The sequence below is a fragment of the Streptomyces sp. NPDC107559 genome (assembly GCF_055657365.1).
Map to the genome: position 1 here is coordinate 167,958 of NZ_JBVKBD010000002.1, position 24,959 is coordinate 192,916.

The window sequence follows — 24,959 nt, forward strand, 5'->3', positions numbered from 1 at the left end:
GGGTACGAAGGTCGGCGGGAGCTGTGGGGGGTGCGGTGGTCATCCGGCAGGCGCGCTCCCGTCGTGCCGGGCGGGGTGCTGGTCGGGTCCGGGCGCGGACCGGCTGTCGCGCGCGCCGGATGCCTCGGGGGCGGCGGGCACCGCGGGCTGCGCCCGGGCTATACGTGCCTTGTCCAGGAAGGACGTCGGTACGGCGACGCCGGGCGGCGACGGTTCGGCGGCAGCGGGCGGCGGTACGGCGACGGGCGTCGGTGTCGGCGTCGACGTCGGCGCGAGGTGTACGTCGTTCGGTACGAGCTGTACGTCGGAGAGGGACGCGCCGGGGGGTGCGGCCGCCTCCAGGCTCTGCTGGGCCTCGGCCAGGCCGACGCCACGCTGGAAGGCGGCCATCAGGCCCGGGTCGTGCGCGGCGACGTGTTCGGAGTCCTGGCGGGGCGTGGGCCCGCCGCGCAGCTGGGGGGCGATGTGCTCCTGGGCGCGCCGCCGGGGCAGCCGGGGCTTGCCCATGGTGCCGCGCACCGCGCCGCTGCGCGGGGTGGGCAGCCCTTGCGTGCTCTCGGCGACGGTCCGGCGTTCCTCGGGCCTGATCCCGGGAACGGCCGAAGCGGGGTTGGACCGTTCCCCCCTGGGGCCGCGCACCGGCAGAGCAGCGGGCGCGCCCCCGAGCGGCCGGGAGGCGTCGGGGGTGCTGCGCGGGGCCGGCAGTTCGCCGTGACCGCCGGACGTTCCGCCGTCGTCTCCGCCCGGCGGCCGGTCCGGTTCGCCGGTGCGCGCCGATGCGCCCGGACCCGCGGTGCCCTGCGGCAGAGCACGGATCCCGGCCTCCGGCCGCGGACCGGCTCCGGCCGCCTCCGGTCGCGTACCGCTCGTGGCAGCTGCCGGGCCCGTGCCGCTCCCCGGCCGGGGAGCGGCGGCGCCGTTCGCCTTCGCACGCGGATCGGTGCCGTTCGCCACGGGGGACGCCCCGCCGCGACCCGACCCGGAGGCCGGCCCGCCGCCGTTGCGGGTGAGCGCCGGGCCGTTCCCCGTCGGGGCCGGGCCGCTCCCCGTGCGGGCCGGTCCGTCGCCGTTCCCGGTGCGGGCCGGTCCGTCGCCGTTCGTCCCGTCGGCCGGGTACCCGAACCCGGTACCGCCCGGGATCGGGATCGGGCCGCGGCGGCCCGGCACGGGGACCGGCCCGCTGACACCTGGCGCGGTCGAGGCGGAACCCGTGGAGCCCGTACCGCTCCCGCTCCGCGCGCTCCGGTCGAGGGCGGCGGGAACGACGGTGCCACGGTCGTCGTCACGCTGCTGCCGACGCCGTCGGCCGGTCGGGACGGCAGGTACGGCGGGCGCGAGCTGCCGTCCGGACTCCGGGGCGGATCCGGTCCCGGACTGCTGCGGTGCGGCGGGACCGGTCGCCGGGTCCGCCGGCCGTGGCACGGCGACGGCCCCGAGGACGCCACCCGGCGCCGTGCCGAGCAGCCCCTGCGGCACGACCAGGACGGCCTGCACCCCGCCGTAGATGTTGGTCTGGAGGCGGACCCTGATGCCGTGTCGGCGCGCGAGCTGGGAGACGACGAAGAGCCCGATCCGGCCGTCGGCGAGCAACCGGGCGACATTGACCTGGTCGGGGTCGGCGAGCAGGTCGTTCATCCTGCTCTGCTCCTCGGCGGGCATACCGAGCCCGCGGTCCTCCACCTCGACGGCGAGCCCGGAGGTGACGAGATTGGCCCGCATCAGCACCTGGGTGTGCGGGGCGGAGAACACCGTGGCGTTCTCGACGAGTTCGGCCAGCAGATGGATGACGTCGGCGACGGCGTGACCGCGCAGCTCGCCGTCGACCGGCGGGACGAGCTTGACCCGTGAGTACTGCTCGACCTCGGCGATCGCGGAGCGCAGCACCTCGGTCATGGACACCGGGTTGCTCCACTGCCGGCGCGAGACCGCCCCGCCGAGCACGGCGAGGTTCTCGGCGTGACGGCGGATGCGGGTGGCGAGGTGGTCCACGTGGAAGAGGCCCTTGAGCAGGTCGGGGTCCTCGATCTGGTTCTCCAGCTCGTCGAGGATGGAGATCTCCCGGTGCACCAGCGACTGGAGCCGCCGGGCCAGGTTCAGGAAGACCTCCAGCTTCTGTTCGCTGCCCGTCTGACTGGAGAGCTGGGCGGCCTGCACGACGGCGGTGACGGCGCCGTCGTGCGCGCGGGCCAGGTCCGCGGCGAGCAGTTCGAACTCGTCGGCGTCCTTGGCCGGGCCGCCGCGCGGCTTGCGCCGGGGCGCGTTCTCGCCGCGTCGTAACGCCTCCACCACGGCGCGCAGATCGGCCTCGCCGCGGGCGCTGCTGCGGCGCAGCGCGGCGATCCGGTCGGTCACGGACCGGGCGGCACGGTCGGCGGCGACGGCGGCGATCAGGATCCCGGCGACGGTGACCGCGAGGGCGCCGGTCAGTACCGCCCACAGGGTGATGCCCTGTCCGGCTCCGGCGGAGCGGGCGGTGACCAGGATCGCCGCGCACGCGCTGAGGGCGACCGCGATGGGCGGCAGCACGGCGAGCCGCAGGAGTTGCGGCCGTATGTGGGCCTCGGGAAGCGGGACGGCGGGGCGGGCGACCGGCCGCCCGTGCCGCCCGCCGCCGTCACGGCGGTCTGCGCGTGCGGCCGGTGCGCGGAGGTGAGACATCGGTGTCCTCGTGCTGGTCCGTCGAGCCTGAGCCTGGTTGCTCACGCGTGGTGCGCAGCTCGGGCATGCGCCATCGCGATGCCGGTCGGGAGAGCCGAAGAATTCGGCCCTGCGTCGCCCGGCGGACACTCACAGTAGTCGCGGTTGCGACAGGTGCGGTGGGCAGTTGGCAAAGTCCCACGGGGAGCATCCCGCTCTGGTATGAGGCCTCGCACGAAAGACCGATAAACCCACCAGACCCCCCTCCCCCAGGGGGAACGCGAAGAGAACCTGGCAGTAAGAAGTTGGTCTCAACCGATCAGAAACAGTCGCTGTCGGTGATGCCGAAAGGCTCGGTGATGCCGAAGGGGCGGGAACTGTTGCCGCCCGACCGCGCACGGGTGCCGACGGAGCACGAGAGGAAACGGGGCCGCGCGTGGTCCGGCCCCGGACGGATCGACCGCTACTCCCCCGCGAAGGCCGGTTCCGGTCCGGCCGACGCCACCGGCGGCCACGTGGGCCAGCCCCCGGTCGGCGGCTTGGCGACGGCACGCCACCACGGCGCCGAGGGCGCCGCCACGGTCGGCTCGAACGGCTCGCCGGCCACCGGGGCCGCCAGGTTCGCTCCGGCCTTGTGCAGGGCCCGCATCGTGCCCTCGCCCGGCTCGGCCCACGGGTGCGGCGCCAGATTGAAGGTCGCCCAGTGGATGGGCAGCATCACGCCGGCCGCCGGGTCACCGGACTGGAGGTCGAGGTGGGCCTGGACCCCTTCCTCCGGAGTCATATGAATGTCGGGCCAGAAGTCCGAGTACGCACCGATCTGGATCATTGTGGCGTGGAACGGGCCGTGTTCCGCGCCGATGCCCCGGAATCCGTCGAAGTAGCCCGTGTCACCGCTGTGGTAGATCCGGTGTTCCTCGCCGGCCACGACCCAGGAAGCCCACAGCGTGTGCTGGGTGTTGCGCAGCCCGCGGCCGCAGAAGTGGCGCGCGGGGGTGGCGGTCAGGGTGAGGCCGCCGATCCGGGTCGACTCGTGCCAGTCCAGCTCGCGCAGCCGGTCGGCCGCCACACCCCAGTGTTCGAGGTGCTCGCCGACCCCGAGCGGCACGGCGAACAGGGTGTCCGTGCCCGCCAGCGCCTTGATCGTGGGCATGTCGAGGTGGTCGTAGTGGTCGTGGGAGATGACGACGACGTCGACCGGGCCGAGCGCGGCCAGCGGCAGGGGCACCGGGTGCAGCCGCTTGGGACCGGCGAAGGCGAACGGCGAGCAGCGCTCCCCCCAGACGGGGTCGAACAGCACCCGTCGGCCGTCGATCTCGGCGAGCACGCTGGAGTGTCCCATCCAGGTGAGCCGCAGTCCGGAGGCGGGCGGCCGGGCGAGGTCGGCGAGGGTGGTGGCGTGCACCGGGATCGTGCCGCTCGGGGCACGGTGCGACTTGGCCTCCCGGTCGAAGTACACCTTCGCGAGGGAGGCGGCGGAGCCCGAGGGACGGATCCGGGACGGGCCGCCGGGGTTCTGGAACACCCCGTCCTTGAAGTGGGGCGATCTGCGGATGCGCGCCATGCGCCCGCCGCTCGGGTCCGCGCCGAAGGCCGCGGGCTGCAACGAGCGGAGCCCGAGGCTCGAGGAACGGGAACCGGGCACGGCACCTCCAGGGGGAGTCAGGACGTTTCATTATGGTCGGCTCCTGCCACAACGCCGGTGCCCGGCCGTACGTTCCCGCCCGCCCCGCGGGCAGCCGTGGCGCCTGTCACCGGCGACGGCCGTCCCGAACCCGGGCCCGTTCGGTACGGATCACTTCGCCGTTCCGGCAGCGGGGGTGCGGCACTAGGGTGACCGGGTGGCGAGAGTGCGGTTGAACGTGGCGGAGCGGCGCGAGGAGTTGCTGCGGGCCGCCGTGCAGCAGATCGAGGCGCGGGGCGTGGCGGCGGTCAGGATCGCCGACGTGGCCTCGGCGCTCGGGGTGAGCAACGCGCTGGTGCTCTACCACTTCTCGACCAAGGAGAAGCTGGTCGCCGCCGCCTTCACCTACGCGGCCGAGGAGGACCTGGCCCGGTTGCGCAAGCTGCTCGGCCGCCGGACGACCGCGCTGCGGCGGCTGCGCTCGGCCGTGCGCTGGTACGCCCCCACGGGGCAGGCCAAGGGCTGGCGGCTGTGGATCGAGGGGTGGGCGGCGGCGCTGCGCGAGCCCGCGCTGCAGGACGTCACGCGCGACCTCGACCGGCGCTGGAAGGCGGCGCTCGCCGAGGTCGTCGCGGACGGTGTGGCCGCCGGGGAGTTCGAGTGCCCGGACCCCGCGGCCACCGCGCTGCGTCTGACGGCGCTGCTCGACGGGCTCGCCGTGCAGCTGACGTCGTACTCCGGTGCCGTCTCGCGGGCCCGCGCGCAGGAGTGGGTGGACGAGGCGCTGGCCCGGGAACTGGGTCTCGCACGGGAGGCGTTGACGGCGTAGGCGCGGAGCCGGCCGGAGGACCGGCCCCGCGCCCGGGTCCGTCGGCCGCTCAGGCCACGGACGCGATCCGTTCCTTGATGTCCTCCGGGGACAGCGCGCCCTTGGCGGTCACGTGGTCGCCCGAGGACTCCCCGCGCAGCCGTCGGCCGATCCACGGAACCAGGTACTCACGCGCCCAGTGGACGTCGTCGCGCCGTACTTCGAGGGTGCCGCGCGGGGGCAGCGCGGGCCAGGGCTGCTCCGGGTCGGCCGGCACGTCCACGCCGAGGGTCTGGCCCGCGCGCAGTGCCACGCGCGTGTGCCCCTCGGGCCCGAGGTGGAGCCGGTCGTCGTCCCAGGCCCGGCGGTCCTGGACGGACTTGAGGGACCACAGGTCCAGCACCGGGCAGCCGTACCGGTCGGCGACGGCCCGGACGTGCCCGTTGTAGGTCGCGATCTTCCCGCGCAGGTGCTTGAGCAGGGGAACACCGCGGGTGTCGAAGCCGGTCGTCACCATGACCGTGCCGGATACGGCGGTCAGCGCGGCGATCGCGCGCTCGAACCGCTCCGCCACCTCGTCGGGGTCGGTCCCGGGCCGCAGGATGTCGTTGCCGCCGGCACAGAAGGAGACCAGGTCCGGCGCGAGTCGGACGGCCTGCGGAAGCTGGTCCTCCACGATCTGGTCGAGGAGCTTTCCGCGTACCGCGAGATTGGTGTACTGGAAGTCGCCCTCGGGCTGCCGGTCCGCCAGGAGTACCGCGAACCGGTCGGCCCAGCCGACGAACGCCCCGTCGGGGCCGGGGTCGCCGACGCCCTCGGTGAAGCTGTCCCCCACCGCTACGTACGACCCGATCACTGCTCTGCTGTCACTCTTCGAATCGTCTGCCACATCGGCTCATGATTCACCTTCGAATGTGACCTACGCGACCGTAGCCATGGGTTGACGGACGGTGAGATAAGCCACTCCTAAAGAGTTGCCCAATCGGGGAATAAGCGTGCGATCCGGGACGTCGACGCGGTGCCCGCACCCGGGCACGCCGAAGGCCGGACCCCGGGGGTGGGGGTCCGGCCTTCGACGGCGGAGACGCGTGCGGGAGACGGCCTGTCGGTCGGACAGCCCGTCAGCCGCACGGCCCGTCGGTCAGACGGCCCGGCTGTCAGGCGGCCCGGCTGTCGGACGGCCCGCGGGTCAGACGGCGACGCCGTGCGCGCGGAGGTAGGCGATCGGGTCGATGTCGGAGCCGTAGTCCGGCGTGGTGCGGATCTCGAAGTGCAGGTGCGGACCCGTCACGTTGCCGGTCGCGCCCGAGAGGCCGACCTGCTGACCCGCGGTCACGGCCTGGCCGGCCGAGACGGAGAGCTGGGACAGGTGGGCGTACTGCGCGTAGTGGCCGTCGGCGAGCCGGATGACGACCTGGTTGCCGTACGCGCCGCCCCAGCCGGCCGAGACGACGGTGCCCGCGCCGACGGCCTTGAGCGAGGTGCCGGTCGGGACGACGAAGTCGACGCCGGTGTGGTGGCCGCTGGCCCACATGCTGCCCGCCACGTGGTAGGCGGTGCCGATCGGGGCCCCGGCGACCGGGAGCGTGAAGCCGCTGCCGGTGGTCTGCGGCGCGGCGGCCTGCGGGGCTGCGGGCTTCGACGCCGAGGACTGCGCGGACGAGGACTCCGTGGACGCGGACTTCGCGGAGGAGGACTCCGCCGACGGGGACTTGGGCGCGGCGGCCTGCGGGGCGGCGGACCGGGCGTCCCCGCCCGTCACGGCCTGCGCGCCGATGCTGAGCTTCAGACCGGGGTGGATCAGCGACGGATCGGCCCCGACGGCCGCCCGGTTGTCCTGGTAGAGCCGGTGCCAGCCGCCGTCGACGTGCTGCGCGTCGGCGATCTTCGCGAGGTAGTCGCCGGCGACCACCGTGTAGGTACGGACATCCGCGCTCTGCCCGGCAGCCTGCTCGGCGGTCTTCTGGCCGCTCGTCGCGACGGACTGCGTGACCGTGCCGGGAACCGACTGGACGGCGGACTGCGGCGTCGCCGCGTGCGCACCGGTGGCTCCCAGCAGCGGGAGGGCGAGCGCGGCGCCGCCGGTTCCGGCGACGGCGAACGAGCGGGTGAGACGCAGGGTCTTGGGACGGCGGTGCTTACCCTTCGCGGGCATGGCGATTTCCTCTCCGGCGCCTACGAGGTGAGCTGTCGGGTGCGGACTGGAGATGCCCGGCCGCGCTCGCGGCGCGGCTGAACCCCTAGCCTGTTCCGGTGACGGGACCAGGCGGTCGAGCCTGTGGGTCCCCCGCTCCTGCCGTGCACGGGTGAGTGTGCGGGCACCGGGCGGCGGCAGGATTAGGCGTCCGTCCGGATCGGTGTGGAACCTAAGCGAGCCCGCCGCAAGGGGACAAGCGCCCCCTTCCGGATCTGCCCGATTTGCTTGATCCGTTACGAGAGATCCCGATTACCCTCTGTGAATTCACCGCCCTCTCGCTTCACATCTCCCCAAAAAAGCGCACTGATTGCGTGAACATGACGTACCACTCACGGTCACCGATATGACCCTGCTCACGCGCTTGCCACTCAGCCGCCTTTACTCCGGGGCGACTTAGCACGAAAGGTTCAATTCGGGCATACATCTCAGAGATTCCAAATAGCGGCGATCTGCGCATTGAGGCTTTGGCCTGTGGACAACGCGGCCCCCCTCGAACCGATGTCGTATCGTCGACAGCGCATCCCGTCGGCCACCCGCCGAGCCACGCCGACGGGTCCAGCGGGAGGAGCCCCCCTTGACGCAGCAGGTCCCGTCGACCGAGCCCGAACTGGCCGGAGTGCGCAACTTCCGTGACGTCGGCGGGCTGCCCACCGCCGACGGACGGCGGGTGCGCCACGGCGTGCTGTTCCGCAGCGGTCACCTGGCGCACGCCACCGACGAGGACGCGGCGTTCCTGTCCTCCCTGAAGCTGCACACGATCTTCGACTTCCGCAACGCGGCGGACCAGAAGCTGGAGGGCCCGGACGTCGAGCTGCCCGGCGTGCGCAATGTGAACCTGCCGCTGTCGGACCCGGCGGACGGCTCCGAGTTCTGGAAGATGGTCCGCGACGGCGAGATCGAGCAGCTGCGCGCGATCCTCGGCGAGGGCAAGGCCGCCCACCGGATGATCATGTCGTACCGCACCATCGTCAAGGAGCGGACGGCCGAGCACTCCCGGGTGCTGCACTCGCTCGCCGAGGACGGTGTCCCCGTCCTGATGCACTGCGCGGCGGGCAAGGACCGCGCCGGTCTGTCCATCGCGGTGACGCTGCTGGCCCTGGGGGTGGAGCGCGAGGCGATCCTCGCCGACTACCTGGAGTCCAACGCCACGCACCGCCGTTACAAGGTGCGCCGCAGCGACTCGTCCTCGGCGGGCTACTCCCCCGAGGTCATGGAGCTGCTCAGCCCCCTGTTCGACGCGCGTGCGGAGTACCTGGCCGCGGCGCTGGAGACCATCGAGGAGAACTGGGGCGGCGTCGACGCCTACCTGGAGCTGGGGCTCAAGCTGACCCCCGGGACCCGGGAACGGCTGCGCGAGCGGCTCCTGGACTGACCGGAGGCCGGAGCCCGGCGGCGGTCCGCCGCCGGGCTCCGGCCTCCGGGGCCGCCCGCTGCCGGGCGGCCACTGCTACCGGGTGGCTACTGCTGTTGCGCGCCGACCTCGAAGAGCAGCCAGATGAAACCCGCGAGGACGTGTCCCACGGCGATGTAGATGATCAGCCTGATCCAGAGGGCACGGGGGAACTTCTCCTCGATGTCGCTCATGGCCTCTCTCCGATGACGTTGCCGAGGCACAGGGCGGCCGTCGGGCTTTGCAGCAGGGTGTGTACGAACAGCAGCTCGACCCCGGCGGGGTCCTGAGCGGCGATACGGTGCGGGGTCAGCGAGTCGAAGTGCGCGCTGTCGCCCGGACCGAGCAGATGGGTGGCGTCGGCCAGCCGCAGCCGCAGGCGCCCGGTGAGGACGTACAGCCACTCCTCGCCGGGGTGCACGCGGACGATGTCGCCCTGCGAGCCGTACGGGACACGCACCCGCAGGGGCTGCATCCCGCGGCCGGGCGAGCCGGCCTGCCAGTACGTCCAGCCGCCCGCGGCGGTCGGCTCCATGTCACCGGCGCGCAGCACGGCGTCCCGGTCGGGGACCGTCTCGCCGAGCAGATCCGAGACTGTCGTACCGTAGACGCGGGCGAGTGTGAGCAGCATCGGCAGCGAGGGCTGGCGCTGCCCGGTCTCCAGTCGGGAGAGATGGGCGGGCGACAGCCCGGCGGCGCGGGCGGCGGCCTCCAGGGTCAGTGCGGCCCGGCGGCGCAGGGCGCGCAGCCGCGGCGCGACGGCCGGAAGACCTTCGGCGGTCTCCGCCGCCGGTTCCGCGACCGGCTCTGCTGCCGGGCCGAGCGGCGGCTCGGGGGCGGCTTCGGGGAAGCTCATGGGATCCATTGAGCCAGCCGATTGCCTCCCAGGCAAATAACTTGCCTCTCAGGCAAACCGCAAGCTGCAGGCCCTGGAGCACGGCCCGGCGACCGCCTACGTGCCGGTGCCGCTATCCGTGCCGGTGCCTGTATCCGTGCCCGTGCCGGCGCCCATGCCCGTGATCCCCATGCCCGTGATCAGTCCTGGTCCGCCCGGCCGCGCCTGTCCTCGACATGGACGACGTGGAGTTCGGTGCCGTCGCGGTGGCGCTTGGACCGCCCGAACACCCCTATCGCGATGTCCGACCGTTCGTGCGGCTCGTCGGGGCCGACGTAGGTGAGGACGTCGTTGTGCTGCCCGGTGACGACCCATCCTTCGGCGTCCTTGAGGTCGATCACCCCGAAGTCCCCCGCCGGGGATCCGACGTGCACCGGTCCGAACTCCCGCAGGATCCCGGTGGCCTGGTCCGCGAGGTCTCCCTCCGGGGCGGTGAGCACGACACAGGTGCCGTGCTCGAACAGCACCCACGACTTGCCGGGGTCGGTGAGGAGCCGCTGCCAGATGTCCTTGAGCATCTCGGTGTTCACGGCCGTCATCATGCCGCAGCGCACCGACACCCCGCCCGGCCTACCGGTTGGCCACCGCCTGCTTGATCAGCGTCCGGCCGAAGTCCCAGACCAGCCCGCCCCCGTTGTGCGCGTCGTCCATCACCTCGGTGAAGGCGTCGACGAACCGGTCCGCCTCCCGCTCGCCGATGACGAGCGGCGGGATGAGCTTGATCACCTCGAGGTGGTCGCCGGAGACCTGGGTGAGGATCCGGTGCCGCTGGAGCAGCGGGACCACCACCATCTGCGCGAACAGCCCCTTGCGCGCGGCCTGGAGCATGCTCCAGCGGCCGCGCAGCTTCAGCGACTTCGGCCGGCCGAACTCGATGCCGATCATCAGGCCCCGGCCGCGGACGTCGGCGAGCAGCTCGTACTTGTCGGTGAGCGCGGCCAGCCGGGACCGCAGCAGCTCACCGGTGGCGCGGGCGTTGGCGACGATCTGGTCGTTCTCCATGACCGAGAGCACGGCCAGGCCGGCGGCCATGGCCTGGGCGTTCGACCCGAAGCTCGCCGAATGGACGAGCACCCGGTCCATCGACGAGTAGACCTTCTTGAAGATCCAGTCCCGGCCGAGCGTGGCGCCGACCGGCACATAGCCGCCGGACAGCGCCTTGGCCACGCACACCAGGTCCGGTTCGACGCCGTCCTCGTGCTGGTAGGCGTAGAAGTCGCCGGTCCGGCCCAGCCCGGTCTGCACCTCGTCGGCGATGAGCAGCGCCTTGTGCCGGTGCAGCAGTTCCTGGGCGGCGCGCAGATAGCCGGGCGGGGCCTCGTGCACGCCCTTGCCCTGGATCGGCTCGACGACCAGGCCCGCCACGTCGCCCTTCTTCAGCTCCCGGGCCAGCGCGTCGAGGTCGCCGAGCGGGACGGCGGTGTCGGGCAGGAGCGGCGCGAAGCCGTCCCGGAAGCCGGACTCGCCGTTGACGGAGAGGGAGCCGGTGGTCAGGCCGTGGAAGGCGTGGTCGCAGTACAGGATCCGCGGCCTGCCGGTGGCGTAGCGGGCGAACTTCAGCGCGGTCTCGACCGCCTCCGTGCCGCTGTTGCCGAAGAACACCCGGTCCAGGTGCGGGCTGTGCGCGAGGAGCCGCTCGGCCAGCAGCCCGGGCAGCGGCTGGCAGTCGAAGCGGGTGAGGTCGGCGAGCGAGGCGTCGAGGACGTCGTGCAGCGCCTTGCGGACCACGGGGTGGTGGCGGCCCAGGCCCATCACCCCGAACCCGGCGAGCATGTCCAGGTAGTCGTTGCCGTCCTCGTCCCAGAAGTAGGCGCCCTCGGCGCGGGTGTAGACCTTGTCGAAGCCGATGGTGTGCAGCATGCGCGGGAGCTGGTGGTTGAGGTGCTTGGCGTGCAGCTCGTAGCGCTCGGCCCCGCGCTCGGCCAGCAGCGCGGCGAGGTCGAACTCCTCGGTCATCCCTGTTTCTCCTTGACTGCCAGGCTTGCGCTGATCCGTCCGGCGATCTCGACCGGGGTGAGGCCGATGTCGGCGAGCACCTCGCCGCGCTTGGCGTGTGCGAGGAACTGCTCCGGGATGCCGAACCGCCGTACGGGTACGTCGACCTCGGCGTCGCCGAGGGCGAGCGCGACCGCCGCGCCGACCCCGGCCGCGCGGCTGTTGTCCTCGACGACGGCCACCAGCCGGTGTTCCGCGGCCAGGCCCGGCAGCGCCGGGTCGACGGGTTTGACCCAGCGGGGGTCGACCACGGTGCAGGCGGTGCCGCGCGCCTCGAGGAGTTCGGCGGCCTGGAGGCAGACCGGCGCCATCACGCCGACGGCCACCAGCAGCACCTCGGGCGTGCCCGAGCTGCGGTGCAGGACGTCGAGGCCGCCCACCTGGCCGACGGCCGGGATCTGCGGTCCCACCGACTCCTTGGGGAAGCGCACCAGGGTCGGCGCGTCGTCCACGGCCACGGCCTCGCGCAGTTGGGCGCGGAGCTGGTCGGCGTCGCGCGGCGCGGCGATCCTGAGCCCGGGGACGACCTGGAGGATCGACATGTCCCACATGCCGTTGTGGGAGGCGCCGTCGACACCGGTGACGCCGGCCCGGTCGAGCACGAAGGTGACACCGCACCTGTGCAGCGCCACGTCCATCAGTAACTGGTCGAAGGCGCGGTTGAGGAAGGTGGCGTAGACGGCGACGACGGGGTGCAGTCCGCCGGTGGCGAGGCCGGCCGCCGAGACGGCCGCGTGCTGCTCGGCGATGCCGACGTCCCAGACCCGGTCGGGGAAGCGGGCCGCGAACTTGCCGAGGCCCACCGGGTGCAGCATCGCGGCGGTGATCGCCACGACGTCGTCGCGTTCCTCCCCGATCGCGACCATCTCGTCGCCGAACACCGAGGTCCAGGACGGCCCGCCGGCCGGGGCGAGCGGCGCGCAGGTGAGCGGGTCCATCACGCCGACGGTGTGGAAGTGGTCCTCCTCGTGGGCGAGGGCGGGTTCGTAGCCGCGGCCCTTCTCGGTGAGGCAGTGGACGAGGACCGGCCCGTGGAAACGCTTGGCGCGGCGCAGCGCGGACTCGACGGCCTTGAGGTCGTGGCCGTCGATCGGCCCGACGTACTTCAGCCCCAGGTCCTCGAACATGCCCTGCGGTGCGAAGGCGTCCTTGAAGCCCTTCTTCGCCCCGTGCAGCGACTCGTAGAGCGTGGGCCCGACCACCGGGGTCCGCAGCAGTACGTCCTTGCCCCAGGCCAGGACCTGCTCGTAGCCGTCGGTCGTGCGCAGGGTCGCCAGGTGGTTGGCGAGGCCGCCTATGGTGGGCGCGTAGGAGCGCTCGTTGTCGTTGACGACGATGATCAGCGGCCGGTCCCTGGCGGCCGCGATGTTGTTCAGCGCCTCCCAGGCCATCCCGCCGGTGAGCGCGCCGTCGCCGATGACCGCGACGACATGGCCGTTCTCCCCCTGCACCTGGCGTGCCTTGGCGAGGCCGTCCGCCCAGCCGAGCGCGGTGGAGGCGTGGCTGTTCTCGACGATGTCGTGCTCGGACTCCTCGCGCGAGGGGTAGCCGGACAGGCCGCCCTTGCCGCGCAGCTTGGAGAAGTCCTGACGTCCCGTCAGCAGCTTGTGCACATAGCTCTGATGGCCGGTGTCCCAGACGATGCGGTCGACCGGCGACTCGAAGACCCGGTGGAGCGCGATGGAGAGTTCCACCACCCCCAGGTTGGGCCCGAGGTGTCCGCCGGTCCTGGCCACCGCGTGCACCAGGAAGTCCCTGATCTCCTCGGACAGTTCACCGAGTTCCGCCTCGGACAGCGCCTTAAGGTCGCGTGGTCCCCGGATGGTCTCCAGAATGGTCACGCTCGGGCCCCCTTCGGTTCGTGCCGTTCAGTTCACGGTGACGGCCGGCTCCCCTGCCGCGACGCCGTCCTGTTCCATCTGCTCGGCGATCTTCATCGCCTCCTCGATCAGGGTCTCCACGATCTTGGACTCGGGGACGGTCTTGATGACCTCGCCCTTGACGAAGATCTGGCCCTTGCCGTTGCCGGACGCCACACCCAGGTCGGCCTCACGCGCCTCACCCGGACCGTTCACCACACAACCCATGACCGCGACCCGCAGCGGGACCTCCATGCCCTCCAGCCCCGCCGTGACCTCCTCGGCCAGCTTGTACACATCCACCTGCGCACGCCCGCACGACGGACACGACACGATCTCCAGACCACGCTGCCTGAGGTTCAGCGACTCCAGGATCTGGATCCCGACCTTGACCTCCTCCACCGGCGGAGCCGACAACGACACCCGGATCGTGTCCCCGATCCCCTGCGACAACAGCGCACCGAACGCCACCGCCGACTTGATCGTGCCCTGGAACGCCGGACCCGCCTCCGTCACACCCAGGTGCAGCGGATAGTCGCACTGCGCCGCCAGCTGCCGGTACGCCTCGACCATGATCACCGGGTCGTTGTGCTTGACCGAGATCTTGATGTCCCGGAAGTCGTGCTCCTCGAACAACGACGCCTCCCACAGCGCCGACTCCGCCAGCGCCTCCGGCGTCGCCTTCCCGTACTTCTGCAGCAGACGACGATCCAGCGAACCCGCGTTCACCCCGATCCGGATCGGCGTCCCGTGGTCCCTCGCCGCCCGCGCGATCTCCTTGACCTTGTCGTCGAACTGCTTGATGTTGCCCGGGTTCACCCGCACCGCCGCACAGCCCGCCTCGATCGCCGCGAACACATACTTCGGCTGGAAGTGGATGTCCGCGATCACCGGGATCTGCGACTTGCGCGCGATCGTCGCCAGCGCGTCCGCATCGTCCTGCGTCGGACACGCCACCCGCACGATCTGACACCCCGACGCCGTCAGCTCCGCGATCTGCTGCAACGTCGCCCCGATGTCCGACGTCCGCGTCGTCGTCATCGACTGCACCGACACCGGCGCGCCGCCCCCGACGGCCACCGGCCCGACGTCGATCCGCCGCGACGCGCGCCGCTGGGCGATCGGCCGGGCCGGCACCTCGGGAACCCCCAAGGAGATGGCCGTCATGACGTCACTCGCGGTTCCCGGAGACCGTCTCGCGCATGGCGCGCAACGACTCCTTCAGCGATCCCATGGTGGCGAGGACGGCGGTGGGCTCGTAGCCGCAGTGCGCCATGCAGTTGGCGCAGCGCGGGTCCTTGCCCCGGCCGTACTTGTCCCAGTCGGTGTCCTCGATCAGCTCGCGGTACGTCGGCACGTACCCGTCGCTCATCAGGTAGCAGGGGCGCTGCCAGCCGAACAGCGAGTAGTTCGGGATCGCCCAGGCGGTGCACGGGAAGTCGACCTTGCCCTCCAGGAAGTCCAGGAAGAGCGGGGAGTGGTTGAGCCGCCACTTGCGCCGGTTGCCGCCCGCGAAGGCCTTCTTGAACAGCTCGCGGGTCTGCTCCACACCCAGGAAGTGCTCCTGGTCGGGTGCCTTCTCGTAGGCGTAGGCGGGCGAGATCATCATCTCGTCGACCTTGAGGTCGTCGTTGAGGAAGTTGAGCACCTCGATGATGGTCTGCGGGGTGTCGGTGTTGAAGAAGGTCGAGTTGGTGGTCACCCGGAAGCCGCGCCGCTTGGCCTCCTTGATGGCCGCCACGGCCTCGTCGAACACACCTTCCTTGGCGACCGATTCGTCGTGCCGTTCGCGCAGCCCGTCGATGTGCACGGCGAAGGCGAAGTAGGGGGAGGGGGTGAACTTCTCCATCTTCTTGCGCAGCAGCATCGCGTTGGTGCAGAGGAAGACGTACTTCCTCCGGGCCACCAACTGGCGCACGATCTCGTCGATCTGAGGATGCATCAGCGGCTCACCGCCGGCGATGGACACCATGGGGGCGCCCGATTCGAGCACCGCCCCGACCGCCTGCGCGACCGGCATCCGCTGCTTGAGGACACCAGCCGGATGCTGGATCTTGCCGCAGCCCTCGCACTTCAGGTTGCATGCGAAGAGCGGTTCCAGCTCCACGATCAGCGGGAACTTCTCCCGCTTGCGGAGCTTCTGTTCGGCCAGGTATGTAGCGACCTTGATGGACTGACGCAGCGGCATGGCCATCTGGGCTCACCTCCGGGGGAGCAGCAAAGAACGGTGCCATTCGAAGAAAGCGGGAAGTACAGACCGAAGGACACGGAAAGCTGATATTCCACCGCGAACCGTGCCGATCCGGACGAGTTCATGTTCGGGAGCATCCACGACCACCCGTACGGCCGCAACCGGACGCTCGCCCGCCCGTACGGCGCTCAGGAGCGTGGCGGCCGACTCCATGTCGACCGCGATCGCGCCGGTGGCGAGCAGGGCGGACCGCTCCGGTCCACGGACGACGTGATCGGAGCCGATGAGCGGCCCGGTGTGGACCGTGCGTCCGGGCAGGGCGCGCACCAGCTCCTTGACGAGCAGGTCGGTCCCCACGCACGGAACGTTTCCGCGCGGGTCCCGGGTCTCCTCGGCGACCACCAGGTCACCGGGGTGCATCCCCGGGGCGAGCCCCGCGCAGAAGCCGGTGGCCAGCACGGCGGCCTCGGTCAGCGGCGGATCGGCCAGCACCCGCGTCACCGAGCGTTCGGCCGCCCTGGGCCCCATGCCCGTACGCAGCACGGTGACCGGGCCGTCCGCCCCGCTGCGATCGCTCGTCCGCAGCGCGAGGTGCTCGATGCCGAGCGCGCACGCGATCAGCATCGGGGCCGGGACGGGCTTGGCGCTCATCAGCCCCCCTCGGCCTCGGAGAAGGGATCGCCGTGCAGGTACCGACCGAGCGCGGTGAGCGGGAACACCTGCCGGTAGAGGTGGTAGTTGATGGAGAAGTCCCAGGGGAAGCCGGTGCCGGTGAAGTACGGCTCGTCCCAGGAACCGTCCGCCCGCTGGGTGGTCACCAGCCACTCGACGGCGCGTTCCACGGCCCTGGAGTCGCGCTCGCCGGCCGCGAGCAGCGCCATCAGCGCCCACGCGGTCTGCGAGGCGGTGGAGGCGCCCTTGCCGCTCCACTCCCTGCTGTCCTGGTAGGAGCGCAGGTCCTCGCCCCAGCCGCCGTCGCCGTTCTGGACCGACTCCAGCCACAGGACGGCCCGGCGGATCGCCGGGTGCGAGGCGGGCAGGCCGGCCGCGGTCAGCGCGGGCACCACCGAGCCGGTGCCGTAGACGTAGTTGACGCCCCAGCGTCCGAACCACGAGCCGTTGGGCTCCTGTGCGGCCAGCAGCCACTGGATGCCGCGCCGGGTGCGCGGGTCGTGGGCGAGGCCCTCGACCGCGAGCATCTCGACGACGTGCGCGGTGACGTCCGCCGACGGCGGGTCGACGACCTCGCCGAAGTCGCAGAACGGCAGCCGGTTGGGGAACGGGCTGGTGTTGTCGACGTCGAAGGCGCCCCAGGCGCCGTTCCTGGACTGCATCCCGAGGTTCCAGCGCACCCCGCGCCCGATCGCCTTCTCGACCCGCTCGGGGTCGTGGTGGCGGATGCGGCGCAGCGCGAGGACGACCTCGGCGGTGTCGTCCATGTCGGGGTAGTTGTCGTTGTGGAACTCGAACGCCCAGCCGCCGGGCGGGAGTCCGGGCCGCTTGACCGACCAGTCGCCGGGCCGTACGACCTGCTCGCCGAGCATCCAGTCGGCGGCCTTGACGAGTTGCGGATGGTCGGCGGGCAGCCCGGCGTCGGCGAGGGCGATGGCCGCCAGGCAGGTGTCCCACACCGGGGACTGGCAGGCCTCGATCATCCGGGCGCCGTCCTCGCGCCAGACGGCGAACCGGTCCAGCGACTGCAGGCCCGCGCGCATCACGGGGTGTTCGAGGTCGTAGCCGAGCAGGTACAGCGCGATGACCGAGTACACGGCCGGCGGCTGGATACCGCCCCAGCAGCCGTCGTTCTCCTGCCGTTCCACGATCCAGCGGGCCGCCGAGTTCAGGGCGGCCCGGCGCAGCCTGCGCGGCGCGACCCTGCGCAGCGCGTGCAGGGCCTTGTCGAGCCGCTGGAAGGCGCCGTCCCAGCTCGCCACCGGGGCCAGCGGCCCGCGCGGGTTGGGCCGGGCGGGGTCGGTGTGCAGTTCGTCGAGCGGGAAGGGGGCCGGACGCACCGGGCGTTTCGCGGAGACGATCGTCAGCGGGACGATGGTCTGCCGGGCCCAGCAGCCGAAGTCGTAGATGTTGAGCGGGACCCACTTGGGGAAGTAGATGATCTCCGGCGGGAGTTCGGGCAGGTCCTCCCACTTCCACCAGCCGAACAGGGCGAGCCAGATCCGGGTGAAGACGCGGGCGGCGGCGATGCCGCCCTGGTCGCGGATCCAGGCCGACGCCCTCGCCATGTGCGGTTCGTCCGGGGCGTCCCCGGCCAGCCGCAGGGCGACGTACGCCTCGATGGTGGTGGAGAGTTCGCCCGGACCGCCGTAGAAGCCGGCCCAGGTGCCGTCCTCGCGCTGCTCGCCCCGGATGAAGAGCCCGGCCGCTTTGGTCGTCAACTCGTCTTCGATGCCCAGGAACTGACGCAGCAGCAGATCCTCGGCGTCCATCGTGACGTTGGTCTCGAGGTCGCCCTTCCACCAGCCCTCGGCGTCCTGCCTGGCGAGCAGGAAGTCGGTGGCGCGCCGCGCGGCGCCTTCGGCGGCTTCTTGTACCCCGGCCGCCGCGGGGGTGGTGACGTCGGTTTCGCTGGCCGCGGCAGCACGGGGCGGCAGGGCCCCGGGACTTCCGTCGGTCGTCGCTGTCATGGCTTCCCCTTCGTGCAGTCGTACGAGTCGTGCTGCTGTGGGTCCGCCGTCGGCCGGTGTGCCTCAACCCGCGACACCGGCCGGCGACTACGCGAGGGCTATTCGACCGATAGTGATCATCTCTTTCGTACGACGACGAAGTCGGCGAGCGCCGTGAACCGGGCCCGTACCTGTTCGGGCATGTCGACGGCGTTCAGCGCCTCGATGGCGATGGCGTGCTGCCGGCGTGCCTCCTGGGCGGTCCACTCGCGGCCGCCCGCCTCCTCGATGAGAGCGGCGCGGGCAGCGAACTCCTCCTCGGAGAAGGTCGCGAAGTCGCTGCTCTTGGCGTCGGCGGCGAGGATCTCGCCCAGCCGCGTCGAGGCGGACCCGCCCGCCGCGAGGGCGGCCACGACCGGCAGGGACTTCTTGCGCTGGCGCAGGTCGCTCCAGGTCTGCTTGCCGGTGGACTCCGGGTCGCCCCAGATGCCGAGGAGGTCGTCGACGGCCTGGAAGGCCAGGCCGAGGTGGTAGCCGTAGCGCTCCAGGGTGTCGGCGGTGCGGTCGTCCGCGCCACCGAGCACCGCGCCGATGGAGCTGGCGCAGGCCAGCAGGGCGCCGGTCTTGTTGCCCTCCATCTCCAGGCACTCCTCGACACTGACGCGGTCGCGGTGCTCGTAGGAGATGTCCTGGGCCTGGCCGTCGATCAGGGCGCGGCTGGCGGTGGTCAGCCGGCGGGTGGCCCGGCCGGCCTCCACGGTGCCGAGCTCCAGCAGGACCTCGTTGGCGAGGGCGAACAGGGCGTCGCCGACGAGGATGGCCTGGGCGGGGCCGTGCACCTTCCAGACGGTGTCGCGGTGGCGGCGCTGCTCGTCGCCGTCCATGAGGTCGTCGTGCAGGAGCGAGAAGTTGTGGACGAGTTCCACGGCCACCGCGCCGGGCACGCCGACCTCGGGGGCGGCTCCGGTGACCTCGGCGGAGAGCACGGCGAGCGCCGGGCGTACGGCCTTTCCGCCGTCGCCCGCCGTGGGGTTGCCCTCGGCGTCGATCCAGCCGAAGTGGTAGGCCGAGACGGTGTCCATGGGCGGCGCCAGGCGGTCGACGGCTGCGCGCAGCACCGGTGTGGCCAGGGTTCGGCCGCGCTCCAGGAGCGCGGTCACGTCCACCGCGTCGGCAGCCGTCGAGGCCGGGGGCACAGTGGGCACAGTTTCTCCTCTTGTTGCGGTGCCAGGGGTGCGGGGGCCTGCCGGGCCGTGCTGATCGAGCATCAGGCCGCCTCCTCGAAGGCGAAGAGGTGGTGGGGGCGGGGCCGGCCCAGGGCGCTGAGTGCGGCGTCCGCCGCGCTCACACCGCTTCGGACCGCACTCTCCATGGTCGCGGGCCACCCGGTGGCGGTCCACGCGCCGGCCAGATAGAGGCCGGGGGCTCTGGTGCGGGCGCCGGGGCGCAGCCGCCCGACGCCGGGGGTGGGGGCGAACGTGGCCGTGCGCTCCCGGGTGACGAAGAAGTCCCGTACGCCTGCCGCCCGGGTGCCGGGCAGCAGCCGCTCCAGCTCGGGCAGATAGCGCTCGCGCAGGGCGGCGACGGGCGCGTCGATATCGTCCTGCGCGGCGGACTGGGACAGCGCGAGGTACTGGCCCTCGCGCAGCCCGGAGGCCGCCGTACGGTCGAAGACCCACTGCACCGGGGTGCCGAGGGCCGCGAGGAAGGGGGTGTCGAGCACCTTGCGGTCGTACACGACATGGATGTTGAGGATGGGCGCGGTGCCGATCTCCAGCAGCCGGCCGGGTTCGTCGAGGGCGCCGTCCGGCAGCAGGTCGTGGGCCTCGCGCTGGGCGGTGGCGAGCACGACCGCGTCGGCCTCCAGCGTCTCGCCGGGAACCTGAACGCTCCACCGCCCGTTTTCGTATTGGGAGACGGAGGTGACGCGTGTACGGACCTCGGTACGGACGCCCGCGGAGTCGAGCGCCTTGCGGGCGAGGCGGTCATGCAGTTCGCCCAGCGGGACATGCGCCCAGCCGATGTCGGCGGCGCCCGGGTCGGACAGCAGACCGGTCTTGAACACCATCGCGGCGAGCCCGAGGGACGCGTCCTGGGCCACCGCGTTGAGGGTGGCGACCCCCACCAGGTCCCACAGTGCCTCGACGGCGCGCGCCGACTGACCGTGCGCGGCCAGCCAGGTCCCGAAGTCCTGGGTGTCCAGGGCGGGATCGGCGAGGTCGAGTCCCTTGAGCGCGAGTGCGGCACGGCCGACCCGGGCCCGCTCGGCGAGCGAGAGATGCGGATACGTCGCCAGGCTGCGTCCGAGATGCAGCGGCACCGGCAGCGCGTCGCGCCGGAGTCTGCCCAGACGGCGCCCCGCGGGCCGGTCCAGGTCGACAACGGGCACGTCGAGACGATCCTGCAAGGGCGCCAGCGCGGTCCCCTCGATGCGCTCCAGGAACCACCGGTAGGCGGTGCAGCAGCGCAGGAAGACATGCTGTCCGTTGTCGACGGTCAGGTCGCCGCGCCGGAACGAGAAGGCGAGGCCGCCGAGTCTGGGCCGGCCCTCCAGCAGGGTGACGCGCACCCCCGCGTCGGCGAGCGCGAGGGCGGCGGTGACCCCGGCCAGTCCGCCGCCGACCACGACGGCGTCCCGCCCGGTCGCCGGCCCGCTGCCCGCGGGCAGCCCGGACCGCTGTGCGTCGCTCATCGTGCACCCTCCCCTGCGGCCGCGTCGTGCCGCTGGAACCGTGCACGACAGGCCGTTGCAGTCAGGGACGCGACGCCCGGCCGGAGGGTTGCGTGCCGCGTCTCCGCGGCGGAATCACCTTCGCCCACCGTGTCCATCAGGCGCGCCTCCTGAGGGTCCGCCGGGAGACGTGCCGGGTGTCGAGTCCGGACAGTCCGCGCACGGCGACGTAGGCCTTCTCCCGTCCGGGCAGCGAGACCCGGCCGCGCAGCACGGCCCCCGGGTCGCGCTCGATGCGGTCGAGCAGGCGACGGTAGATGCCCGCCATGGCGGCGACGCAGGCGCCGCTGCGCCGGTCGAGCATGGGCAGCAGCCCGTAGCCCTCGGCGAACAGGGCGCGCGCCCGGCGCACCTCGAAGTGCACGAGGCCCGCGAAGTCGGAGCCCTCGGGCGGTGTCGGACCGTCGAACCCGGCCGAGCAGCCGAACTTCGCGAGGTCGTCGGCGGGCAGATAGGTGCGGCCGCCCTCGGCGTCCTCGCGGACGTCCCGGAGGATGTTGGTGAGCTGCAGCGCGAGCCCGAGCGTGTCGGCGTACTCCGGTGCGCGGTCGGCGCCGCGCGCGCCGGGCTCGGTGCCGAACACGCCGAGGGAGAGCCGTCCGATCGCGCCGGCCACGCACCGGCAGTAGACCTTGAGGTCGTCCCAGGTCTCGTAGGTCTCGCCGCGTACGTCCATCTGCACGCCGTCGATCAGTTCGTCCAGGCCGCCCAGCGGGATCGGGAAGGCCGCGGCGGCGTGGGTGAGGGCGACGGCCACCGGGTCGGTGTCGTCCTCCTCGACCGCACCCTCGCGGATCCGGGTCAGCAGCGCCCGGGTGTCCTCCAGACGGGCCACCTTGACGTCGCCGGCCAGCGAGCCGTCGCCGATGTCGTCGACACGGCGCGAGAACGCGTACAGCGCCGACATGGCACGGCGCTTGGGCGTCGGCAGCAGCCTGATGCCGTAGGCGAAGTTGCGCGCCTGCTGTCCGGTCACTGCCTCGCAGTAGCTGTAGGCGGCGAGTACCGGTGCGGACACGTGCTGTTCCGACTCCACGGCCCGGATCACCTCTCTCCTCGCAGAGTCACGCCCGCCTCGCGCAGCAGCTGGAGCTTGCCGGGCTTGGGCGGGCCGGGAAGTACGTCGTATTCGGCGGCGGCGATCGCTCGGACCGCCGCCCTTCCCCCCGCCACGAATCCCGCGAGCAGCAGCCTCAACCTTCCGTGGACGCTACCCACCAGAGGGGCGCCTTCATTCAGGAGATCGCGGGCGCGTTGTGCTTCGTATGCGACCAGCGCGCGCACCGATGCGCCCGCGGTGGCCGTGGCGAGATCCGCCTCCCGGACGTGAAAGCGCTTCATGTCCTGTGCGGGCAGGTAGATGCGGTCGCGGCCGAGGTCCTCGGTCACGTCCTGGAGGTGCTCGACGATCTGCAGCGCCGTGCAGATCGCGTCGGAGCGGCGGATCCGCTCGGGGGTCGAGGTGCCGGTGACGGCGAGGACGAGGCGTCCTACGGGGTTGGCGGACAGCTCGCAGTAGGCGAGCAGGTCGTCGTAGGTCTCGTAGCGGCGGACGAGCTGGTCCTGGCGGTTGGCGGCGATCAGGCCGAGGAACGGCTCGGGGGTCAGCGCGTGGCGGCGGACGGTCGGCTGGAGGCGGCGCAGCAGGGGGTGGCGCGGGGTGGCGTCGAAGACCCGGTGGAGGTCGGCCTCGAAGGCGTCCAGCAGGACGAGCCGGTCCTCGGCAGCCGCGGCGGACACGCCGAGCAGCCGGGCGTCCGCGCCGCCGGGCGCGAGGTCGCCGTCGCCGATGTCGTCGACGAGCCGGGCGAAGCCGTAGACGGCCATGAGGTCGGTGCGCCAGGCCCTGGGCAGGAAGAACGGGGCCACGGGGAAGTTCTCGCCCGCGGCCTTGTCGAGCGTGCCGCGCTCCGGGTCCCCGGTGCGGGCCGTATCGGTTCCCGTCACCGCCGACTGCCCCGGGCGAAGACGGCACATGCTGCGCTGAGCTGGGGAGTTTCCGTAGCCATTGCCGTCACATCTCCCGTTCTACACCGACGACCCCATGCATACTATTTCGGACACGCCGCCCGGCCGTCCGCGCGGCCGCCCGTACAGAGGCTGTCGCGCATTATCGCCCCACTTGCCGTGTTTCGGGACCTGTACAGCTTACGTTGTACAACGCAGTGAGGTTCTCGGGGGTGTCCTGCACATCACAACAACACACCGATTGGCGTCAAGATTCCTGTGCCGAGCCGGAGTTGACGTTTCCTTTGCAGACGCGGGGTCCCGCCGGACCAGTTCCGGCGGGACCCCGGGCGACACGGGCTACTTGCCCGTGAACTTCTCGTACTCCTTGAGGACCTCGTCGGTCGGTCCGTCCATCCGCAGCTCGCCGCCCTCCAGCCACAGCACGCGGGTGCAGGTGTCGCGGATGGACTTGTTGCTGTGGCTGACCAGGAACACCGTGCCGGCCTCCTTGCGCAGCTCGCGGATGCGTTCCTCGGAGCGGATCTGGAACTTGCGGTCGCCGGTGGCCAGCGCCTCGTCGATCATCAGGACGTCGTGGTCCTTGGCCGCGGCGATGGCGAAGCGCAGCCGGGCACCCATGCCGGAGGAGTAGGTGCGCATCGGCAGGCTGATGAAGTCGCCCTTCTCGTTGATGCCGGAGAAGTCGACGATCCCCTGATAACGCTCCTTGATCTCCTCGCGGGACATGCCCATGGCGAGACCGCCCAGGATGACGTTCCGCTCACCCGTGAGGTCGCCCATCAGGGCCGCGTTGACGCCGAGCAGGGAGGGCTGGCCGTCGGTGTAGACCCGGCCGCTCTCGGGCGGCAGCAGACCGGCGATGGCCCGCAGCAGCGTCGACTTGCCGGAGCCGTTCGAGCCGATCAGACCGATGGCCTCGCCCCGGTAGGCGACGAAGGAGACGCCCCGTACGGCGTGCACCTTGCGCACCCCCCGCTCCTCGCCGCGTTTGACGATGCGGCTGAGCGCGGCGGTGGCGCTGCCCTTGCCGGACTTGGCGCCGCTGACCCGGTACACGATGTGCACGTCGTCCGCGATCACGGTGGGCCGGTCGTCCCGGCGCTCCGGCTCAGCCACGGCCGTACCTCTCTTCCGCCTGCCAGAAGTAGACGAACCCGCCGACGGCGAACAGGGCCGCCCAGCCGCCCGCGGCCACCCAGGCGTGGTCGGGCAGGTTCTCCACGCCGTACTCCTCGATCAGCGCGAAGCGCATCAGGTCCATGAAGACCGCCGCCGGGTTCCACTGCAGCACGGTCGCGAGCCACTGCGGCTTGTCGGCCAGCACGACCGGGATGGAGAACATCACGCCGGACGCGTACATCCAGGTCCGCATCACGAACGGCATGAGCTGCGCCAGGTCGGGGGTCCTGGCGCCGGCCCGCGCCATGATCAGGGCGAGGCCGGTGTTGAACAGGAACTGGAGCGCGAGCACCGGCACGATCAGCAGCCAGGACGGGCCCGGACGGCTGCCGAAGGCGATGGCCACGGCGAACACCACGATCATCGAGTACAGCAGCTGCTGGAGCTGCTGCAGGGCGAAGGAGACCGGCAGCGCGGCCCGCGGGAAGTGCAGCGCGCGCACCAGTCCGAGGTTGCCGGAGATCGCCCGCACGCCCGCCATCACGGAGTTCTGCGTGAAGGTGAACACGAACACGCCCGTGACCAGGAACGGGATGTACACGTCCGTCGGCATGCCCCGGCCTGCCTGGAGGATCACGCCGAAGACGAAGAAGTACACGGCCGCGTTCAGCAGCGGTGTGGCCACCTGCCAGATCTGGCCGAGCCTGGCCTGACTGTACTGGGCGGTCAGCTTCGCCTGCGAGAAGGCGAGGACGAAGTGCCGACGCCCCCACAGCAGGCCCAGGTACCGGCCGATCGTCGGCCGCGCGCCGCTCACGGACAGCCCGTACTTCGCGGCGAGCCGCGCCGCCGTGAGGCTCTCGTCGGGCGGCGGGGCCGCGCCCACCGCGACTCCGCCGTCGTGCGTTGTCTCACTCACCA

At 71.9% G+C, this 24,959-nt stretch carries 22 protein-coding genes and 1 riboswitch; of the genes, 2 read left to right on the forward strand and 20 right to left on the reverse strand.

Annotation, left to right across the window (positions count from 1 at the left end; translation table 11 throughout):
- Positions 1 to 39: 39 nt before the first annotated feature.
- Both ACZ7OY_RS07450 and ACZ7OY_RS07455 read right to left on the reverse strand, forming a co-directional pair.
- On the reverse strand, positions 40 to 2,658 hold the full coding sequence (locus tag ACZ7OY_RS07450; protein ID WP_471910506.1) for a sensor histidine kinase: 2,619 nt from the start codon (positions 2,656 to 2,658) through the stop codon (positions 40 to 42).
- Between the two features lie 442 nt (positions 2,659 to 3,100).
- A complete protein-coding gene (locus ACZ7OY_RS07455; RefSeq protein WP_471910507.1) occupies positions 3,101 to 4,282 on the reverse strand; it encodes an MBL fold metallo-hydrolase in 1,182 nt (393 codons plus the stop codon).
- Positions 4,283 to 4,478: 196 nt separating this feature from the next.
- Here ACZ7OY_RS07455 and ACZ7OY_RS07460 point away from each other — a divergent pair, with 196 nt between their 5' ends.
- On the forward strand, positions 4,479 to 5,090 hold the full coding sequence (locus tag ACZ7OY_RS07460; RefSeq protein WP_471910508.1) for a TetR/AcrR family transcriptional regulator: 612 nt from the start codon (positions 4,479 to 4,481) through the stop codon (positions 5,088 to 5,090).
- Between the two features lie 49 nt (positions 5,091 to 5,139).
- Here ACZ7OY_RS07460 and ACZ7OY_RS07465 read toward each other — a convergent pair whose 3' ends face one another.
- Positions 5,140 to 5,925, reverse strand: a complete 786-nt coding sequence (locus ACZ7OY_RS07465; RefSeq protein ID WP_471911184.1) for an SGNH/GDSL hydrolase family protein — start codon at positions 5,923 to 5,925, stop codon at positions 5,140 to 5,142.
- A gap of 333 nt (positions 5,926 to 6,258) precedes the next feature.
- Positions 6,259 to 7,224, reverse strand: a complete 966-nt coding sequence (locus tag ACZ7OY_RS07470; protein WP_471910509.1) for a M23 family metallopeptidase — start codon at positions 7,222 to 7,224, stop codon at positions 6,259 to 6,261.
- Positions 7,225 to 7,226: 2 nt separating this feature from the next.
- Positions 7,227 to 7,388: riboswitch (cyclic di-AMP (ydaO/yuaA leader) on the reverse strand.
- A 452-nt stretch (positions 7,389 to 7,840) separates the two neighbouring features.
- Here ACZ7OY_RS07470 and ACZ7OY_RS07475 point away from each other — a divergent pair.
- Positions 7,841 to 8,638, forward strand: coding sequence for a tyrosine-protein phosphatase (locus ACZ7OY_RS07475; RefSeq protein ID WP_471910510.1), 798 nt, complete (start codon positions 7,841 to 7,843; stop codon positions 8,636 to 8,638).
- Between the two features lie 86 nt (positions 8,639 to 8,724).
- On the opposite strand, the gene ACZ7OY_RS07480 is transcribed toward ACZ7OY_RS07475, so the two are convergent.
- From ACZ7OY_RS07480 to ACZ7OY_RS07555, 16 genes are all read right to left on the reverse strand, one after another.
- Positions 8,725 to 8,850 carry a DUF6126 family protein gene (locus tag ACZ7OY_RS07480; protein WP_385534477.1) on the reverse strand — a complete coding sequence of 42 codons (126 nt, stop codon included), beginning with the start codon at positions 8,848 to 8,850 and terminating at the stop codon, positions 8,725 to 8,727.
- Positions 8,847 to 9,512 carry a helix-turn-helix domain-containing protein gene (locus ACZ7OY_RS07485; RefSeq protein ID WP_471910511.1) on the reverse strand — a complete coding sequence of 222 codons (666 nt, stop codon included), beginning with the start codon at positions 9,510 to 9,512 and terminating at the stop codon, positions 8,847 to 8,849. Before ACZ7OY_RS07485 ends, ACZ7OY_RS07480 begins: the two co-directional genes overlap by 4 nt.
- 179 nt (positions 9,513 to 9,691) lie before the next feature.
- Complete coding sequence (locus ACZ7OY_RS07490; RefSeq protein ID WP_471911185.1) at positions 9,692 to 10,090, reverse strand: hypothetical protein; 399 nt, start codon at positions 10,088 to 10,090, stop codon at positions 9,692 to 9,694.
- 31 nt (positions 10,091 to 10,121) lie between these two features.
- Entirely contained in the window at positions 10,122 to 11,507 is a 1,386-nt protein-coding gene (locus ACZ7OY_RS07495) for an aspartate aminotransferase family protein (RefSeq protein ID WP_471910512.1), read from the reverse strand.
- Positions 11,504 to 13,387, reverse strand: coding sequence for a 1-deoxy-D-xylulose-5-phosphate synthase (dxs, locus tag ACZ7OY_RS07500; RefSeq protein WP_471910513.1), 1,884 nt, complete (start codon positions 13,385 to 13,387; stop codon positions 11,504 to 11,506). The genes ACZ7OY_RS07495 and dxs overlap by 4 nt, the downstream gene beginning before the upstream one ends.
- A gap of 27 nt (positions 13,388 to 13,414) precedes the next feature.
- A complete protein-coding gene (gene ispG, locus ACZ7OY_RS07505; RefSeq protein ID WP_471910514.1) occupies positions 13,415 to 14,572 on the reverse strand; it encodes a flavodoxin-dependent (E)-4-hydroxy-3-methylbut-2-enyl-diphosphate synthase in 1,158 nt (385 codons plus the stop codon).
- Positions 14,573 to 14,576: 4 nt separating this feature from the next.
- Positions 14,577 to 15,599: an adenosyl-hopene transferase HpnH gene (hpnH, locus tag ACZ7OY_RS07510; RefSeq protein WP_351605533.1), complete on the reverse strand. Its 1,023-nt coding sequence runs from the start codon at positions 15,597 to 15,599 to the stop codon at positions 14,577 to 14,579.
- 6 nt (positions 15,600 to 15,605) lie between these two features.
- Positions 15,606 to 16,247: a phosphorylase family protein gene (locus ACZ7OY_RS07515; protein WP_471910515.1), complete on the reverse strand. Its 642-nt coding sequence runs from the start codon at positions 16,245 to 16,247 to the stop codon at positions 15,606 to 15,608.
- On the reverse strand, positions 16,247 to 18,238 hold the full coding sequence (gene shc / locus ACZ7OY_RS07520; protein WP_471910516.1) for a squalene--hopene cyclase: 1,992 nt from the start codon (positions 18,236 to 18,238) through the stop codon (positions 16,247 to 16,249). Before shc ends, ACZ7OY_RS07515 begins: the two co-directional genes overlap by 1 nt.
- A gap of 116 nt (positions 18,239 to 18,354) precedes the next feature.
- Positions 18,355 to 19,485 carry a polyprenyl synthetase family protein gene (locus tag ACZ7OY_RS07525; protein WP_471910517.1) on the reverse strand — a complete coding sequence of 377 codons (1,131 nt, stop codon included), beginning with the start codon at positions 19,483 to 19,485 and terminating at the stop codon, positions 18,355 to 18,357.
- Positions 19,485 to 20,909, reverse strand: coding sequence for a hydroxysqualene dehydroxylase HpnE (gene hpnE / locus ACZ7OY_RS07530; RefSeq protein WP_471910518.1), 1,425 nt, complete (start codon positions 20,907 to 20,909; stop codon positions 19,485 to 19,487). Before hpnE ends, ACZ7OY_RS07525 begins: the two co-directional genes overlap by 1 nt.
- A complete protein-coding gene (locus ACZ7OY_RS07535; protein WP_471910519.1) occupies positions 20,906 to 21,046 on the reverse strand; it encodes a DUF6380 family protein in 141 nt (46 codons plus the stop codon). The genes hpnE and ACZ7OY_RS07535 overlap by 4 nt, the downstream gene beginning before the upstream one ends.
- Positions 21,046 to 21,996, reverse strand: a complete 951-nt coding sequence (gene hpnD / locus ACZ7OY_RS07540) for a presqualene diphosphate synthase HpnD (protein WP_471910520.1) — start codon at positions 21,994 to 21,996, stop codon at positions 21,046 to 21,048. Before hpnD ends, ACZ7OY_RS07535 begins: the two co-directional genes overlap by 1 nt.
- Complete coding sequence (hpnC, locus tag ACZ7OY_RS07545; RefSeq protein ID WP_471910521.1) at positions 21,993 to 22,925, reverse strand: squalene synthase HpnC; 933 nt, start codon at positions 22,923 to 22,925, stop codon at positions 21,993 to 21,995. The genes hpnD and hpnC overlap by 4 nt, the downstream gene beginning before the upstream one ends.
- Positions 22,926 to 23,255: 330 nt before the next feature.
- Positions 23,256 to 24,035, reverse strand: a complete 780-nt coding sequence (locus ACZ7OY_RS07550; protein ID WP_471910522.1) for an ABC transporter ATP-binding protein — start codon at positions 24,033 to 24,035, stop codon at positions 23,256 to 23,258.
- Positions 24,028 to 24,957: an ABC transporter permease gene (locus tag ACZ7OY_RS07555; RefSeq protein ID WP_471910523.1), complete on the reverse strand. Its 930-nt coding sequence runs from the start codon at positions 24,955 to 24,957 to the stop codon at positions 24,028 to 24,030. The genes ACZ7OY_RS07550 and ACZ7OY_RS07555 overlap by 8 nt, the downstream gene beginning before the upstream one ends.
- Between the last annotated feature and the right edge of the window lie 2 nt (positions 24,958 to 24,959).